Below are 15334 nucleotides of genomic sequence, written 5' to 3'. Positions count from 1 at the left end.
TCCCAAATAATTAGTAAAAAACTACTGTTAATCTATAAGTAAAACAATGTAATTGCGTATCTTTTGAAATTTAACGTATATTACTGTTTTATTTGATCTATGCAAAAGTCCGTCTTCCTATTATTTTGGTTTATATCTTCCTTTATCATGGTGCTTACCGCTCAAAATCTAAAAAAGCATCAATGGAATAAAAGAGTTATTTTAATGATGGCAGACTCCTTTGAAAATAAAAACTTAGTAACACAAATTGCTTATTTTAAAGATCAAAAGAAAGAATTATCCGAACGAAAAATTATCATTTACCACGTAACTCCCAACTACTACAGAAAAGAAGGTGGTAAAAATCATTTAGAACTGGGACAAGCTACTATTTACCAGGAATACCACCGATCTTCTGAAGATTTCAGTATGGTTCTTATCGGATTAGACGGAGGGGTCAAAAAGAACTTCGATCAACCGCAACCTCCTGAAGTAGTTTACGAACTCATCGATAGCATGCCTATGCGTAGACGGGAAATGGAGAATTAGCAGATCAACTTATAGATTATTATAACGGTCAACCTCTGTTTTTCTTTCTCATTTTGAGAGAGAATAAGTTTAAATTTATCTCTATTATACAATTTACCCCTTTAAGTAATTTTATATCTTGTTTCGCTGAAATACTTTATTACGGGTATTTAAATGATTTACCCTTTAAACTAAAATAATAATGAAATATATACTTGTTTTTGTATTGGCTCTAGTAGTTAATTTTTCATTCTCGCAAACAGAAAAGTCAAAAAATAAGAAGGTTACTGAAGAATTTATTAAATATTATAACGCTAATAATTACGAAAACATATTCTCCATGTTTGCTGATGTGATGAAAAATGCATCTCCAATTAATGAAACAACAGAATTTTTAAAGGGTCTTAAAGCGCAAGCTGGAAAAATTACAAACCAAGAATTTTTAAAATATAAAAATGGAACGCTTGCATCCTATAAAACTACCTTTGAGAATGCTGTAATGGTTCTTAATATTTCTATAGATCATACGTCAAAAATAAATGGGTTATTGGTTGAACCTTTTGGTGAACCAATTAATACGGAGAATGTAATTAACAATCTAACCTATGAAAATTCTGTATTGACCAAAGAACAAGCTGACCTCATATTTGAAAAAACAAAGATGTTTCCAAATCATACGCAAGTTTCAGTGGCAATAATTCGTGATGGAAAAGTAGATTATTACGGGATGCATAAGAAAAAGGATACTATTTCTAACATTGATAATCATCAAAGTATTTTTGAAATAGGTTCTATATCCAAAGTATTTACATCCACCCTATTAGCCAATTTTGTGATAGCTAAAAAATTAAAACTAAATGAGCCTATAAATTCTTACTTAGAAACAACTTTTAATAATAATACAGTCATTTCATTTGTTGATTTAGCTAATCATACCTCAGGTCTTCCTAGGTTACCCGACAATCTTGATTTGACAAAAGTTAATCCTGAAAACCCGTATAGAGATTACCGTGAAAAAGAATTAACCACCTATTTGACAACATACCTGACGTTATCAAATAAAGGGAAACATCAATATTCTAACTTAGGGGCTGGTTTGCTTGGTTATACTTTGAGTAAAATTGGAAATGATTCTTATGAAAACCTACTGCAAAAGAAGATATTTTCAAAATATAACATGCAAAATTCAACCGCTGATATTAGTAAAGTAAAAGGTGATTTGGTAAAAAGTCTATATAAAAAAGGAAAAGTAATTCCGAATTGGGAGTTTTCGGTGTTAGCAGGAGCTGGTGCGATCTTTTCATCGGTTGAAGATTTATCACGTTTTGTTGTTTCTCAATTTGATCCGACAAATGAAGAACTTGCTCTTACCAGAACAAAAACATTTGAAATAAGTAATACTACGGGTATAGGCTTAGGATGGCATATTTTAAAATCTAAATCTGATCATCTTTGGTATTGGCATAACGGGGGAACCGGAGGGTATTTTTCTTCTATGGTAATTAATACAAGCTTAAAAACCGGAATAATCCTTCTTTCTAATGTATCTCCATCTCATCCAAATGCAGAGAATATTGATAAATTAAATTCTGAACTAATGAAAACTTTAGAAAACTAATTAAAGGGATATTTAAAATAAGTACAAATTCATTAATCAAACTTCGAAATTCAAATGGAAATATATAAAACAAGAAACATAAAATTTAGGGAATTGATTAAGGTCGACGATTGGCAAATAAAAGTATATACCATTGCAAAAAAAGGAGAATTTGACCATCCGGAGTTTTATAATAATGTAATTACCCAACTTCCGCAATGGTTACAACTAGAAAATAGTTTTAAGGCATCCAATGATAAAATCGCTTTTCTAATTTTACATTCCGGAACAGAAGGAATATTTTCACTCATTAATTGGTGGGTGGATAAGTATATGCTGAATACTAATATTTTTATTACCCATCCTTCCAAGCCGGATAAATTTAATAAAATATCCGGTGACGGACTTGCCCCTTGTATTTGGGAATTAGAAGTAATTAACCATGAAAGAATTTCATGGACAAATCATGTAATTAAGAAAATGCCTGAACCACAGTACGACGAGTACTTGAAAGATACGATTAGCTTAGAAATATGATAAGCGAACCTAAAATACGTTTTGTTGAAAAGAAAGACTTAGCTGATTTAGTTCATCTATGTGAACTTCATGCGATTTTCATTCAGATCGATCCACCATAGATAAGTTATCAATTAAAAACTTTATTCTCTTTAGCTTCCAATCAACCAAAACCTCAATGCTCCTGCAACCAGGTCTCTACATTTTCTTGTATACGATTTTCAATATCCGTAATAGGTGCTTTTTCAAAAGCATGTCCTGTTATATTTTCGTATAATTCAATATACCGTTCGGAAACGGAGACAATATATTCCTCATTCATTTCAGGAACTTTTTGACCGGCTTTCCCCTGGAAATTATTTTGAATCAACCATTGGCGGACAAATTCTTTGGATAATTGTTTTTGTGCCAAACCTTTTTCCTGCCTTTGGCGATAGCCATCCGCATAAAAATAACGGGAAGAATCCGGAGTATGAATTTCGTCAATTAATACAATCTTTCCGTCTTTGGTTTTTCCAAATTCGTACTTGGTATCTACCAGGATTAAGTCTCGTTCGGCAGCAATCTGTGAGCCTCTTTTAAACAACTGCTGCGTATAGGTTTCCAGCATCGTATAGTCCGCTTCAGAAACTATTTTCTGTTTTAATATCTCCTCCCGGCTGATATCTTCATCATGTTCGCCGTTTTCAGCTTTGGTGGAAGGTGTGATGATAGGTTCATTAAATTTATCATTTTCCATCATTCCTTCCGGCATGGCTACTCCGCACAACTCCCTTTTCCCGGATTTGTAAACTCGGGCCGCATGTCCGGATAAGTACCCTCGAATTACCATTTCTACTTTAAAAGGTTCGCAGGCATGCCCGATAGCCACATTAGGGTCTGGGGTTGCTAATAACCAGTTAGGAACAATATCCTCAGTATCCCGCATCATTTGCTCCGCAATCTGGTTTAATATCTGGCCTTTATAAGGTATTCCTTTTGGCATCACCACATCAAATGCAGATAACCTATCTGTTGCCACCATTACCAAAAGATCTTTCTTACCAATCGTATACACATCCCTGACTTTTCCCTGATATACTTTTGTTTGTCCGGTAAATTGATAAGCGGTTTTGGTAATTGTTTTCATTAGTTTAATAAATGGTTATAGTACTCTGGCTTTTTAACGTTGCTCCAGGTTTTTTCGGATAGTACTAAAATATAAGAATTATGGATTTTGATTTTCGATTTCTTTGTAAGCGGCAATCACTTTTTTAACTAGTTTATGACGTATCACATCTTTATCATCCAGGTGAATAATACCAATTCCGGATACGTTTTTTAAAACTAATAAAGCTTCCTTTAAACCGGAAATTACTCGCCTGGGCAGGTCAATTTGTCCCGGGTCGCCAGTGATAATAAACTTTGCATTTTTACCCATCCGAGTCAGGAACATCTTCATCTGCGCATGAGTGGTGTTCTGCGCTTCATCCAGAATGACAAAGGCATTATCTAAGGTTCTTCCCCGCATAAATGCCATAGGCGCAATTTGGATAACCCCCTTTTCAATAAAACTATCCAGTTTCTCATTCGGAATCATATCTCGTAAAGCATCGTATAAAGGTTGCATATACGGATCCAATTTTTCCTTTAAATCCCCCGGTAAAAATCCCAGGTTTTCGCCAGCCTCTACTGCCGGACGAGTTAAGATAATACGTCGAACCTGTTTTTCTTTTAATGCCTTGACCGCCAGTGCTACCCCGGTATAAGTTTTACCGGTACCAGCGGGACCAATTGCAAAAACCATATCGTTTTTAAAACTGGCTTCCACCAGTTTACGTTGATTAGCCGTTTGTGCTTTGATCAACTTACCCCCTACTCCATGCAATAAGGTTTCTCCGCTAGAGGCAGAAGTTTCATAATCTGCTTTACTATCACTAGTGAGTACCCGCTCAATAACATTTTCATCCAGCTTGTTGTATTTTCCGAAATGCTCTAACAACATATTAAAACGCATATCAAACTCCTCAAGCATTTCTTCTTCGCCATAAACCGTAATACGACTTCCCCGGGCTACGATTTTAAGTTTCGGAAAGTATTTTTTTAATAACTGGATGTTGCTGTTTTGAAGCCCAAAAAATTCTCTTGGGTTGATTTCGGTGAGTTCAATAATAAGTTCGTTCAAAAGCTATATGCGGTTTAGTTCAAAATGTTTTAAGTTTTGTAAGGTTTTTCTCCATTACTACGGTAAGATCACAAATAATTATTATATTTTAGTATAGAAGTTATTTATACTTTTCTCAATTGGTTGCAAAATGTTCTTTTTCACTTACTTTTTATCATTTTTAAGTTCTATAGCTATGGCTATACAACTTAAAAATGACTTCAATTAAGCAAAAAATACCTATTTTTCACTTCAATCAGAAATGTTTAAACAACTTCACAGAAATTTCCGTTTTTTAATAAACATCAATAAATTATTCACTGATGATTTACTTTATTTTATTGAACAAATTTACATAAATTTGGTGGTTGATTTCTAAAAATTACGGATCAAATTACAGGATTCTTTTTTTAAAATCAAACACTTATTCATTTAAAACAATATATGCCTTTTATCACTTTGACTACAGATTTTGGAACAAAAGACCATGCTGTGGCTGTTGTAAAAGGATCCATTTATTCGGAGCTTCCGGAGGTGACTATTGTGGATATTTCACACGAAATTTCACCTTTTCATATTATAGAAGCTTCTTATATCATCCGAAACGCTTACAAAAGCTTTCCCAAGGGAAGCATTCATATTATTGGTATTGATAGTGAAAAAAACCCTGAAAATCAACATATTGCCGTACAACTGGATGACCATTATTTTGTTTGTGCCGATAATGGCTTGATCTCCTTAATTATCAATGAAATCAACCCGCAAAAAATAGTGGAAATCAATATCCATGATAAAACTTCTACCAATTTTCCGGTACTGGATGTATTTGTAAACGTAGCTTGTCATCTGGCGAGAGGTGGTACCCTGGAAGTGATTGGCAAAATTAAAGAACAGGTAAAAACCTTTAAGGGCATTACCCCTATTGTCAACGTAGGCGATAAACAAATTGTGGGTAGTATTATTTATGTAGACAACTACGGTAACCTGGTGACAAATATTACCAAAAAATTGTTTAATGAAGTAGGCAAAGGGAGAAATTTTGTAATAACCGCACGTAATGCTCGTTTTACTCAGATATACGAGCGGTACAGTGATGCTATTAACTTTGAACTGGAAAAAGGAAAACGCGAAGAAGACGGAAAAAAATTAGCCATATTTAACTCTTCGGGGTATATTGAACTGGCCATTTATAAAAGCAACCCAAAAACCGTGGGAGGAGCTTCCAGTCTTTTTGGATTGGCGTTCAGGGATCGGATGAGTATTCAATTTGAATAAGAAATGAAGGTGTATGTTATAAGAAATTGTCATTTAAAAATAACCGTTCACAAGTAGTAGAATTAAAATTGAAGTTTAGCTAAATTATGATCGTACGAATTGTAAAAATGTCTTTTGATCCCGATCAAATTGATTCTTTTAAAGACTTTTTCCATAAAAAGAAATCCGGAATTGAAAAATCAGAAGGTTGTCTACACGTAGAATTGTTACAGGATACTCAAGAAGAAAATCGATTTTTCACCTACAGCCATTGGCAAACACCAGAACACCTGGAGGCCTATCGTAATTCTGAATTTTTTAAATCCGTTTGGTCACAAACCAAGATGAAGTTTATAGCACCTGCTGAAGCCTGGAGCCTTACCATTTCTAATTAAATAATTACACGAAGCCTAATCTATGTTTGCACTGGTTAAGAAAGAATTTAATTCCTTTTTCAATTCTACGATTGGGTATATCACTATTGGTGTTTATTTGACAATCTGTGGGTTATTTCTTTTTGTTTTTAAGGGATCCTATAATATTTTGGATAGTGGGTTTGCAGAACTATCCCCCTATTTTAACCTGGCACCCTGGGTATTGCTGTTCTTAGTACCTGCTATCACCATGAGCAGTATCGCCGAAGAAAAAAAGCAAGGTACCCTTGAATTGTTGCGAACCAAACCTATTTCGGTTTTTTCCATTATCCTGGGAAAATTTTTAGGATGTTTACTATTGGTATTTCTGGCTTTATTACCTAGTATTATTTATGCAGTGACGGTTTATCAGTTGGGAGCCATTCCCGGCAATTTGGATATTGGCAGCACCTTAGGGTCGTATATAGGACTGTTTTTGCTAGCTGGTGCTTACACCGTAATTGGTATTTGTACCTCTACTCTAAGTACCAATCAGATTACCGGGTTTTTGACCGGGGTGTTAGGCTGTTTTATCTTTTACTATGGCCTTGACCAATTAGCGGATACTTCCTGGCTGAGAACCAGCAACCTGTACCTTAATCAATTAGGTATACGCTATCATTACGAACGTATTGGATCGGGGGTTCTGGATAGCAGGGATGTGATCTATTTCATTTTATTTATCTTATTCTTTTTGGGGATTGCTTCTTTTTTTCTGTCGAAAGATTCTTTAAAACATACAATCCGGAAAAAAAAGATAGTAGGTTTACTAACTGCATTTCTAGTACTTCTTATTGGGTCCAGCTTTTGGTACAGTCGTTTTGACCTTACTACGGATAAACGTTTTACCTTATCCCCTGCTACCCAACAATTATTAGCAAAAGCCGAAGTACCTATTACCATTGATGTGTTACTGGACGGAGATTTGCCTTCGGAATTTAGGAAGTTACAATCAGAAACCCGACAGTTATTAACGGAATTCAGGGATCTTCAACCCAAACTGGATTTTATTTTTACCAATCCTCTGGAAGAAGAAGAGTATAGAAAAGAAACTTTACAGGAATTACAAAAATTAGGCTTAACCCCCGCCGAAGTAAGTGTACAGGAAAGCGGTAAAACCGAAATCGAAACCGTAGTGCCCTGGGCGATCCTGAACTTTAAAAACAAAACCGTAAAAGTTCCGTTACTCAAAAACAAGTTGGGCGAATCTACAGAACAACGTGTCACAAATTCTATCCAACAGTTAGAATATGTTTTTGCGGAAGCCCTTCAGAAACTGATCGAACCGAAGAAATACAAAATAGCGGTTTTAAAGGGGAACGGACAATTAGCCGATCGATATATCGCTGATTTTGTAAAGAACCTACAGAAATACTATTTTATAGGGAAATTCACCTTAGATTCGGTAGCAAGTAATCCTCAAAAAACCTTGGATGACCTTACTAAATTTGATTTAATTATTAATGCTAAACCTACCCAGGCTTTTAGTGAAGAAGAAAAGTATGTACTGGATCAATACATCATGCAAGGCGGTAAATCCTTGTGGTTAATAGATAAAGTAGGTGTTGAATTGGACAGCCTTTTTTCACAAAAAGCTGCGAGACAAACAGTAGCTTTTAATCAAAATTTAAATCTGACCGATTTGTTGTTTGCGTACGGCGTTCGGATCAATCCGGTTTTAGTAAATGATTTAAGTTCGGCTCCGTTGATGCTGGCTTCGGGAGAAGGAAATAATACCAAATTCAATCCGTACCGCTGGTTTTATGCTTCATTAACTAATCAACCTGGTACGCATCCGATTACAAAAAATATAGAAGCCGTAAAATTCGACTTCTCTAATCAGATTGATACGCTTCCCAATGCAATTAAAAAAACGGTCTTACTTACCAGTTCAAAGAACACAAAATTACAAGGGGTTCCTCTTGCTTTAGAACTAGAAAAGCTATTAAGTGTACCGCCTCAACCTGAATCATACACCATGGGACCACAAGCTCTAGCGGTTTTACTAGAAGGCACCTTCCCTTCGGCATATTATAATAAAATTAAGCCATTTTCAGTACCTCAAGCTCTGCCTGAAAGTAAATCTACCAAGATGGTGGTTATTGCGGATGGAGATGTTATTAAAAATAGTATCAGAAAAGGACAACCGGTAAGCCTGGGGTATGATCCTTATATAAATTTACAATACGGAAATAAAGAATTCCTCTTAAATACGGTCAATTACTTATTAGAAGATACCGGACTTATTCAAATACGAGGAAAAGAGGTCGAAATTGCTTTCTTAGACTTGCAAAAAGTAGCTTCAGAAAAAGAAAAATGGCAACTTATTAATATTGTAATTCCGCTTTTATTATTAACACTTTTTAGTTGGTTGGTTAAAAGTATACGAAAGAAAAGATTCGGAAAACCCAATTAGTAATATGAGCATTTATGTTATTTAAAAATTACCAAATTTTAGGTAATTTAAAAGTAAATAACTTGGCTAGGATTGTTAATAACTAAGGTTTTTATTTTTGTAGAATCCGTAACCAGAACTTTTATATTTGTGCTTCAACGTATAGAATTACTCACTCATGAAATTTATAGTATCCAGTTCTTATTTACAGAAGCAATTACAGGTTTTAGGCGGGGTTATTAATAACAATAATACGCTACCCATTCTGGATAACTTTTTGTTTGAACTTGATAAAGATCAATTACAGGTTTCTGCTTCGGATTTGGAAACGACTATGTCGGCTATCCTTACGGTAGAATCCGAAGATACGGGTACGATTGCAGTACCGGCCAAATTGCTATTGGAAACCTTAAAAACCTTTCCCGAGCAACCTTTAACTTTTGTGATTGGTAATAATAATACGGTAGAGATCAGTTCGAACCATGGTAAATATGCATTGGCCTACGCAGACGGAGAAGAATTTCCTAAAACGGTTGAACTGGAAGATCCAAGTACTACTACTATATTAGGGGATATCCTAGCTACGGCAATTAGCAAAACTATTTTTGCTACCGGTAATGATGATCTTCGTCCGGTGATGAGTGGGGTGTTTTTCCAATTTTCTACGGAGAGTTTAACCTTTGTAGCTACGGATGCGCATAAGTTGGTAAAATATGTACGTGAAGATGTAAAGGCATCTCAGGAAGCAGAATTTATTATGCCTAAAAAACCTTTAAATTTATTAAAGGGAATATTAGCCGGAAGTGATACCGAGGTAACGATAGAATACAATGATTCCAATGCCAAATTTTCTTTTGACGGAACCGAATTAGTTTGTCGTCTTATCGACGGAAAATATCCGAATTATGAAGCGGTCATCCCAAAAGAAAACCCAAATAAATTAACTATTGCCAGAAACCAGTTCCTAAATTCAGCAAGAAGGGTTTCCATTTTTTCAAATAAAACTACGCATCAGATACGCCTAAAGATTGCTGGGGCAGAACTAAATATTTCAGCAGAAGATATTGATTACTCTAATAAAGCTGAGGAGCGCTTAACCTGTGATTACCAGGGGGATGACATGCAAATTGGTTTTAACTCCCGGTTTTTAAGCGAAATGCTTACGAATTTGAACGCAGATGACGTACAATTAGAAATGTCTTTACCCAATCGTGCGGGTATTTTAACCCCGGTAGACGGATTAGATGAAGGGGAAACGGTGACCATGCTGGTGATGCCGGTGATGCTAAATAATTAGCCTACTATCTCACTAAGCTAATTGCTTGTTCCAATTATTATAATCTAGTAGTCCGATAATGAAAAAAGTAACAAGTTATATCTGGCCTACAACAAAGCGCGTTTTATCCAAAATTAACGGAACGCTTGATATTACCTGGATCAACGGTAAAAAAGTATTAGATAGTAAAAACGCCAACTATTCCTATGGTTCGCTGCAACGTTTATTAGAATATGGGTTATCTCATATTTACTTTGACCTTCAAGCCGAAGTACTGGTGTTAGGTATGGGTGGTGGAAGTGTCCTGCATTCCCTTCGGAAGCGGTTTAAACATAAAGGTAAGATCACCGCTATTGAACTGGATCCGGTAGTTATCCAAATCGCGAAAGAAGAATTTGAAGTCAAAACCTTGCCTAATATCTCTATTATTCAACAGGATGCTTTTTTTTATATAGATGATACTCAAGAAAAGTACCAACTAATCATTATAGACCTTTTTATAGACAGAAAAGTACCTGATACTTGTTATAGTCCGGCTTTTTGGGAAAAATTACATAATCGTTTAAGCCTGAAAGGCAGTATTTTATTTAATGCCGGTATCTTAGTTGAAGACGACACCCCGGTTTTAAAATTAATTAGAGAAACCACTGATTTATTTACCTTTGAAAGATACGATGAAGTACAGGGCACCAATTTACTATTAATCGCCCGAAAGAAATAGAAAAGTATAGAAAACCTACGAAAATGGTAAAAGACTACAAACAATTACTGACAAATACTCGCGCCAATATTTCTAAATTCATACATCACACCCCGGTGCTTACTTCATCAGCTTTAAACAAAATCGCAGGAACATCGCTTTATTTTAAATGCGAAAATTTTCAGCGTATGGGAGCCTTTAAAATGCGAGGGGCTATCAATGCAGTCTTTCATTTAACCGAAGAAGAAAAGAAGTATGGAGTGGTAACCCATTCTTCAGGAAATTTTGCTCAGGCTTTATCATTAGCTGCTAAAACTTTTAAAATACCTGCGTACATTGTAATGCCTGAAAATGCTCCGCAGGTAAAAAAAGAAGCCGTACGATCGTATGGCGGAAACATTACTGAATGTTTGCCTACTCAAACTGCCCGTGAACATACGGCTTCACAAATTGCTAAAGAGAAACAAGCTACATTTATACATCCTTCTAATGACCTGAATGTAATTCTAGGAAATGCTACGGCTACCTTAGAGTTGTTAGAAGAATACTCTGACCTGGACGTGGTGATTACCCCGGTTGGTGGTGGAGGCCTTATAGCAGGGACCGCTTTAGCAGCCTTTTATTTTGGAAATAATTGTATGACCTACGGGGGCGAACCTTTTGCGGTAGATGATGCTTACCGTTCGCTACTAAGTGGAAAAATCGAAATAAACAGCAGTATGGAGACCATTGCAGACGGGTTGAAAACTACCCTGGGTACTATTAACTTTCCTTTGATTCAAAAATATGTCACTGATATTTTCAGGGTGGAGGAAGAAGAAATTATCAAAGCGATGCAATTGATTTGGCAACGTATGAAAATTATTATTGAACCTTCCTGCGCCGTACCTTTTGCAGCAATAGTAAAGCATAAAGAAGTGTTTAAGAATAAGAAAGTAGGAGTGATTTTAAGTGGTGGAAATGTGGATTTAACTAATCTCCCTTTTAACTAACCTATATCACTTTTGATATATTATGTTTAAGTTGAATCAAACAAAGTTATAATTAAGTAAGGCTCTAGTTTATAATAGAGTTGGTATATCCAAATTGATCCAACTATTTTATTCACAGCTATCTATCCTATTTTAAAAACTTTCCAATGGAAAGGACATTTAACTACCTTCCTTCAGGAAGGATTGGAGATGGGATTAATTTATATGAATTAGAATTATCTATGTAATTTTAAACTAGAACCTTAAATAAATCTAAATTATTTCAATTATAAAAAGAAATAATCCCATAATCAAGAGACGTTTTAACAGTAATTGTTAAAAAAATTTAGATTAAAGACTGATTTTAACAGTAAAAAAGCACAATCATACACGTTTAGGGTTAAAATCAGTTAAAGTTATGCTATCATATCCTTGAAATTGAGATCTTTATACTAATAATAACTTCAAAGCCCCCAGAATTTTGAAAAAATATTATCTTTTTTCTTTACTATGTTTTACTTCGCTAAGTGTATTTAGTTATGCTGTTTGGCTTATAATTGATATGGAAACTTTACAATTCAAAGCAACCAAAAATTTAATTACTCAAAATAGTAAGGACATCCCCTTAAAAACAGCAACCGTTTCTAATAAAAACAAGACAAATACAGAAAGTGCTTTAAAAAATCCCTTAAAGAAGAAGTTAATAAAACCCCTTCCAATTAAAGTATATTCGGTTTCTTCTTTAAAAGAAAGAGAGCCCTCATTTGCCTATTATCAGTTATCTAAAAAAGACTCCTTTTGTTTACAAAAATTTCGCAGTTTAAATTTTAAAAATGACCTGCTTCGTTTAAATAAGGATACTTTTTTATCTACCGAAGATGAATCTACTCAAATCCTCTCTTCATTTTAGTAAAATTCTCCTTTCTTGTGATGGTACCTTCTCTATTTTTTGAAGTAGTTCTTTAATGGAACCGGGTCATGTATTCCCTATTTAGTTTATAATTTTAACACCTAACTAAATTCAAAATTACATTTTGCTTAGCATATTTAACAAACAGTAAAAGTTGAACTAAGTAAGGCAAAAAGTAATTTTTAAAATGAAAAGGAATGATAAAACCCAGAACCAAAGTACCCGATTTACATTTAGATCTAATTAACGATACCCATTGGAAAATAGCCGAACAAGATCCTGAAAAGTATACCTTAATAGTTTTTTACAGAGGCTTGCATTGTCCGGTTTGCAAAAGTTACCTGGAGGAATTAACAGATAAAATGGAAGATTTTGTTGAACGTGGGGTAAACTTAATTGCAATAAGTATGGATAGCGAAGAAAAAGCAAAAAAAGCCGGAGAAGAGTGGGAAGTGACTTCATTGCCTATTGGTTTTAATCTAAGTCAGGATAAAGCAAAAGAATACGGTTTATACCTGTCAAAAGGGATAAGTGAGAAGGAGCCGGAATTATTTTCAGAACCGGCGGTATTTTTAATAAAACCGGATAAGACCCTTTATTTTTCTGCTATACAAACTATGCCGTTTGCAAGACCTGACTTTCAGGATATTTTAAATGCCATCGATTTTGTTCAAAAGAAAGACTACCCCGCCAGAGGAGAGGTGTAATAATAACTAATAAACTATATAATTATGTCAAGTATTCCAAATAGAGACGAAATGACCCAAAAAACCCGTGCTAATTATCACGGGAAAGAGGATAAGTATAACGCCAGACAAATTAATAAAGAAGATATCCAAGACCTTAAAGAGGTAGAAGATGAGAACAAAAGTTAACCCAAAACTTAATTTTAAGTCCTAAGTTAAATTTTCACTATTTTTATTTGTACTCATTATAGAAAATGACCTTAGTTGTTTTCTATAATGAGTTTTTTTAATCTTTCTTTATAACTGTTAAAAATTCGATTAAGCTCTTCTTATTCGATAAAATCAGTCTGAAAAACACATAAATACTAGTTAATAACATAGTTTTTTTATGAAGAACTTTATGAAAAATGTACCTTTATCGTAACGGATAAGGTAGGATTAATTATGTTATATTTAAATGAGGATAGTCCCATTGAACAGTTACGCAAGCTTGCAGTATTTTTAGACGCTGATTTTAACGAAGGATCAGGGGTGGCCACTTTATCTCTGGATAACAAAAACGGGTTGGGTTATATCAACACCTATAGTATTTATTCCGGGCTAACAGTTCGAACCTACAACGTCCGGTTTGCTAAAGAAACCAAGTTTTCAAAACTGGAAGAAAGTTCAAACCCCGTATATTTTTTATACTGCGTCGAAGGCTATTATTACCATAAGTTTGAAGGCGAATCTTCTTTTATGAAGATAAATAAAATGCAAAATATTATCCTAACCAGTGCACCGGAAACAACTAACGAAATTGTACTTCCGGCTAATGTAAAATTAAGGTTTAGCGTGATTTTTTTACAAAGCGAACTATTAGTAGAAAATAACCTAAAACGCAAGCGAACCAATCTGGAAGCTGCTTTACAAAAAGCATTGAAATTTATCAATGATCATAAACCTTATCGGTATTTCGGAGATATTGACCCCAGGACTGCTGAGTATGCCGAAATCCTTGTCGATAATCAACGTACGGACGCAGTAGGCAAATTACTTACCGAAGGAGCTATTATGAATACCTTAGCTTCGCAACTTACCGGATTTGACCGGAGTAAAAATCAGGTTAAATTCCCCAGTCACTTGTCTAAAAAGGAACTTAGTGCATTTTTAGAAGTAGGTGATTATGTAATTAAAAATATGGATAAGGTAATTACAGTCCCTATTTTATCTGAAATCACAGGCTTGAGTGATAAAAAGTTACAAGCTTGTTCAAAATACCTCTACGGGGAAACTTTAAATGTATTTATTGCAAATATAAGATTAGAACGGGCTAAAGAGCTTATACAGACCACCAACCTGAGTATTTCGGAAATTTGTTATTATATAGGCATTAACAACCGAAGTTATTTCTCTAAACGATTTTATGAAAAATTTTCAATCTTACCTATCAAATTTAAGAAATCATTACAATCCAAAAACTATTTATACGAACTAAGCTACACTTCTACCCCGGTAGTTCATTTTAAACCAGAGGATTTGATTGCTATTGTAGAAACTGCAACTACTTATAATAAAGAAAATAATATTACCGGATGCCTGGTTTTTCATGACAATGTTTTTTTTCAAATCATGGAAGGACCTAAAGACCGGGTGTTACAACTGTATGAAAATATTAAAAAGGATAGCCGACATAAGGATGTTCAATTAATCGGACAACAAATAAGTACAGAACGAATTTTTGGAGATTGGGAACTGGCCGTAGTATCTGATCAGGGTAATGTTAACCTTTCCATACAAGGAAAACCAACGAGTCTAAATATTGATTTACTATTAGCCAATAAAGATCAAAACACCACTGCGTCTGACGTTTTTTGGAGAAGAATACGAAATATTATTAAAGTGTCCGGTTAATTAAAGCTTGTGATATATTGAATGAGACAAATTCTTTATAGAAAACGGGATATCTGGTACAATTTATAGTGCA

General features: G+C 34.6%; 15 protein-coding genes. 13 read left to right on the top strand and 2 right to left on the bottom strand.

Features of this window, described 5'->3' with window-relative positions; genetic code table 11:
• Window positions 1–99 precede the first annotated feature (99 nt).
• From NBT05_RS11025 to NBT05_RS11015, 3 genes are all read left to right on the top strand, one after another.
• A complete protein-coding gene (locus tag NBT05_RS11025) occupies window positions 100–528 on the top strand; it encodes a DUF4174 domain-containing protein (protein WP_265769914.1) in 429 nt (142 codons plus the stop codon).
• A 181-nt stretch (window positions 529–709) separates the two neighbouring features.
• Window positions 710–2125, top strand: coding sequence for a beta-lactamase family protein (locus NBT05_RS11020; protein ID WP_265769913.1), 1416 nt, complete (start codon window positions 710–712; stop codon window positions 2123–2125).
• 93 nt (window positions 2126–2218) lie between these two features.
• Window positions 2219–2641 carry a hypothetical protein gene (locus tag NBT05_RS11015; protein WP_265769912.1) on the top strand — a complete coding sequence of 141 codons (423 nt, stop codon included), beginning with the start codon at window positions 2219–2221 and terminating at the stop codon, window positions 2639–2641.
• A 154-nt stretch (window positions 2642–2795) separates the two neighbouring features.
• Here the strand turns inward: NBT05_RS11015 and NBT05_RS11010 are convergent, their stop codons facing one another.
• Together NBT05_RS11010 and NBT05_RS11005 are read right to left on the bottom strand one after the other, a co-directional pair.
• Window positions 2796–3749, bottom strand: a complete 954-nt coding sequence (locus NBT05_RS11010) for a phosphoribosylaminoimidazolesuccinocarboxamide synthase (protein WP_265769911.1) — start codon at window positions 3747–3749, stop codon at window positions 2796–2798.
• 78 nt (window positions 3750–3827) lie between these two features.
• On the bottom strand, window positions 3828–4784 hold the full coding sequence (locus NBT05_RS11005) for a PhoH family protein (protein WP_265769910.1): 957 nt from the start codon (window positions 4782–4784) through the stop codon (window positions 3828–3830).
• 423 nt (window positions 4785–5207) lie between these two features.
• On the opposite strand from NBT05_RS11005, the gene NBT05_RS11000 reads away from it, so the two are divergent.
• The 10 genes from NBT05_RS11000 (at window position 5208) to NBT05_RS10955 (ending at window position 15261) form a co-directional block, all read left to right on the top strand.
• Window positions 5208–6038 carry an SAM hydrolase/SAM-dependent halogenase family protein gene (locus tag NBT05_RS11000; protein WP_265769909.1) on the top strand — a complete coding sequence of 277 codons (831 nt, stop codon included), beginning with the start codon at window positions 5208–5210 and terminating at the stop codon, window positions 6036–6038.
• Window positions 6039–6124: 86 nt separating this feature from the next.
• Entirely contained in the window at window positions 6125–6412 is a 288-nt protein-coding gene (locus NBT05_RS10995) for a putative quinol monooxygenase (protein WP_265769908.1), read from the top strand.
• 22 nt (window positions 6413–6434) lie between these two features.
• Window positions 6435–8846 carry a gliding motility-associated ABC transporter substrate-binding protein GldG gene (gene gldG, locus NBT05_RS10990; protein WP_265769907.1) on the top strand — a complete coding sequence of 804 codons (2412 nt, stop codon included), beginning with the start codon at window positions 6435–6437 and terminating at the stop codon, window positions 8844–8846.
• A 157-nt stretch (window positions 8847–9003) separates the two neighbouring features.
• Window positions 9004–10122, top strand: coding sequence for a DNA polymerase III subunit beta (gene dnaN, locus NBT05_RS10985; protein WP_265769906.1), 1119 nt, complete (start codon window positions 9004–9006; stop codon window positions 10120–10122).
• Window positions 10123–10180: 58 nt separating this feature from the next.
• A complete protein-coding gene (locus tag NBT05_RS10980) occupies window positions 10181–10822 on the top strand; it encodes a spermidine synthase (protein ID WP_265769905.1) in 642 nt (213 codons plus the stop codon).
• Between the two features lie 23 nt (window positions 10823–10845).
• Window positions 10846–11793 (top strand): pyridoxal-phosphate dependent enzyme, encoded by a 948-nt coding sequence (locus NBT05_RS10975; protein WP_265769904.1) that lies wholly within the window; start codon window positions 10846–10848, stop codon window positions 11791–11793.
• A 460-nt stretch (window positions 11794–12253) separates the two neighbouring features.
• Window positions 12254–12682 (top strand): hypothetical protein, encoded by a 429-nt coding sequence (locus NBT05_RS10970; RefSeq protein ID WP_265769903.1) that lies wholly within the window; start codon window positions 12254–12256, stop codon window positions 12680–12682.
• 197 nt (window positions 12683–12879) lie between these two features.
• Window positions 12880–13389: a peroxiredoxin-like family protein gene (locus tag NBT05_RS10965; protein WP_265769902.1), complete on the top strand. Its 510-nt coding sequence runs from the start codon at window positions 12880–12882 to the stop codon at window positions 13387–13389.
• A 24-nt stretch (window positions 13390–13413) separates the two neighbouring features.
• A complete protein-coding gene (locus NBT05_RS10960; RefSeq protein ID WP_265769901.1) occupies window positions 13414–13557 on the top strand; it encodes a hypothetical protein in 144 nt (47 codons plus the stop codon).
• A gap of 255 nt (window positions 13558–13812) precedes the next feature.
• Window positions 13813–15261 carry a BLUF domain-containing protein gene (locus NBT05_RS10955; RefSeq protein WP_265769900.1) on the top strand — a complete coding sequence of 483 codons (1449 nt, stop codon included), beginning with the start codon at window positions 13813–13815 and terminating at the stop codon, window positions 15259–15261.
• Window positions 15262–15334 lie beyond the last annotated feature (73 nt).

It is taken from the genome of Aquimarina sp. ERC-38 (assembly GCF_026222555.1).
Classification (GTDB): domain Bacteria; phylum Bacteroidota; class Bacteroidia; order Flavobacteriales; family Flavobacteriaceae; genus Aquimarina.
Note: the sequence above shows the minus strand (reverse complement) of the source record. Positions and strands in the feature narration are given on the sequence as shown.

Bases quoted from the DNA above. Each gene is read 5' to 3' on its own strand.
- NBT05_RS11025 (WP_265769914.1), top strand. From the start codon at position 100: ATGCAAAAGTCCGTCTTCCTATTATTTTGGTTTATATCTTCCTTTATC.
- NBT05_RS11020 (WP_265769913.1), top strand. From the start codon at position 710: ATGAAATATATACTTGTTTTTGTATTGGCTCTAGTAGTTAATTTTTCA.
- NBT05_RS11010 (WP_265769911.1), bottom strand. From the start codon at position 3,749: ATGAAAACAATTACCAAAACCGCTTATCAATTTACCGGACAAACAAAA.
- NBT05_RS11000 (WP_265769909.1), top strand. From the start codon at position 5,208: ATGCCTTTTATCACTTTGACTACAGATTTTGGAACAAAAGACCATGCT.
- NBT05_RS10995 (WP_265769908.1), top strand. From the start codon at position 6,125: ATGATCGTACGAATTGTAAAAATGTCTTTTGATCCCGATCAAATTGAT.
- gldG (WP_265769907.1), top strand. From the start codon at position 6,435: ATGTTTGCACTGGTTAAGAAAGAATTTAATTCCTTTTTCAATTCTACG.
- dnaN (WP_265769906.1), top strand. From the start codon at position 9,004: ATGAAATTTATAGTATCCAGTTCTTATTTACAGAAGCAATTACAGGTT.
- NBT05_RS10980 (WP_265769905.1), top strand. From the start codon at position 10,181: ATGAAAAAAGTAACAAGTTATATCTGGCCTACAACAAAGCGCGTTTTA.
- NBT05_RS10975 (WP_265769904.1), top strand. From the start codon at position 10,846: ATGGTAAAAGACTACAAACAATTACTGACAAATACTCGCGCCAATATT.
- NBT05_RS10965 (WP_265769902.1), top strand. From the start codon at position 12,880: ATGATAAAACCCAGAACCAAAGTACCCGATTTACATTTAGATCTAATT.
- NBT05_RS10960 (WP_265769901.1), top strand. From the start codon at position 13,414: ATGTCAAGTATTCCAAATAGAGACGAAATGACCCAAAAAACCCGTGCT.
- NBT05_RS10955 (WP_265769900.1), top strand. From the start codon at position 13,813: ATGTTATATTTAAATGAGGATAGTCCCATTGAACAGTTACGCAAGCTT.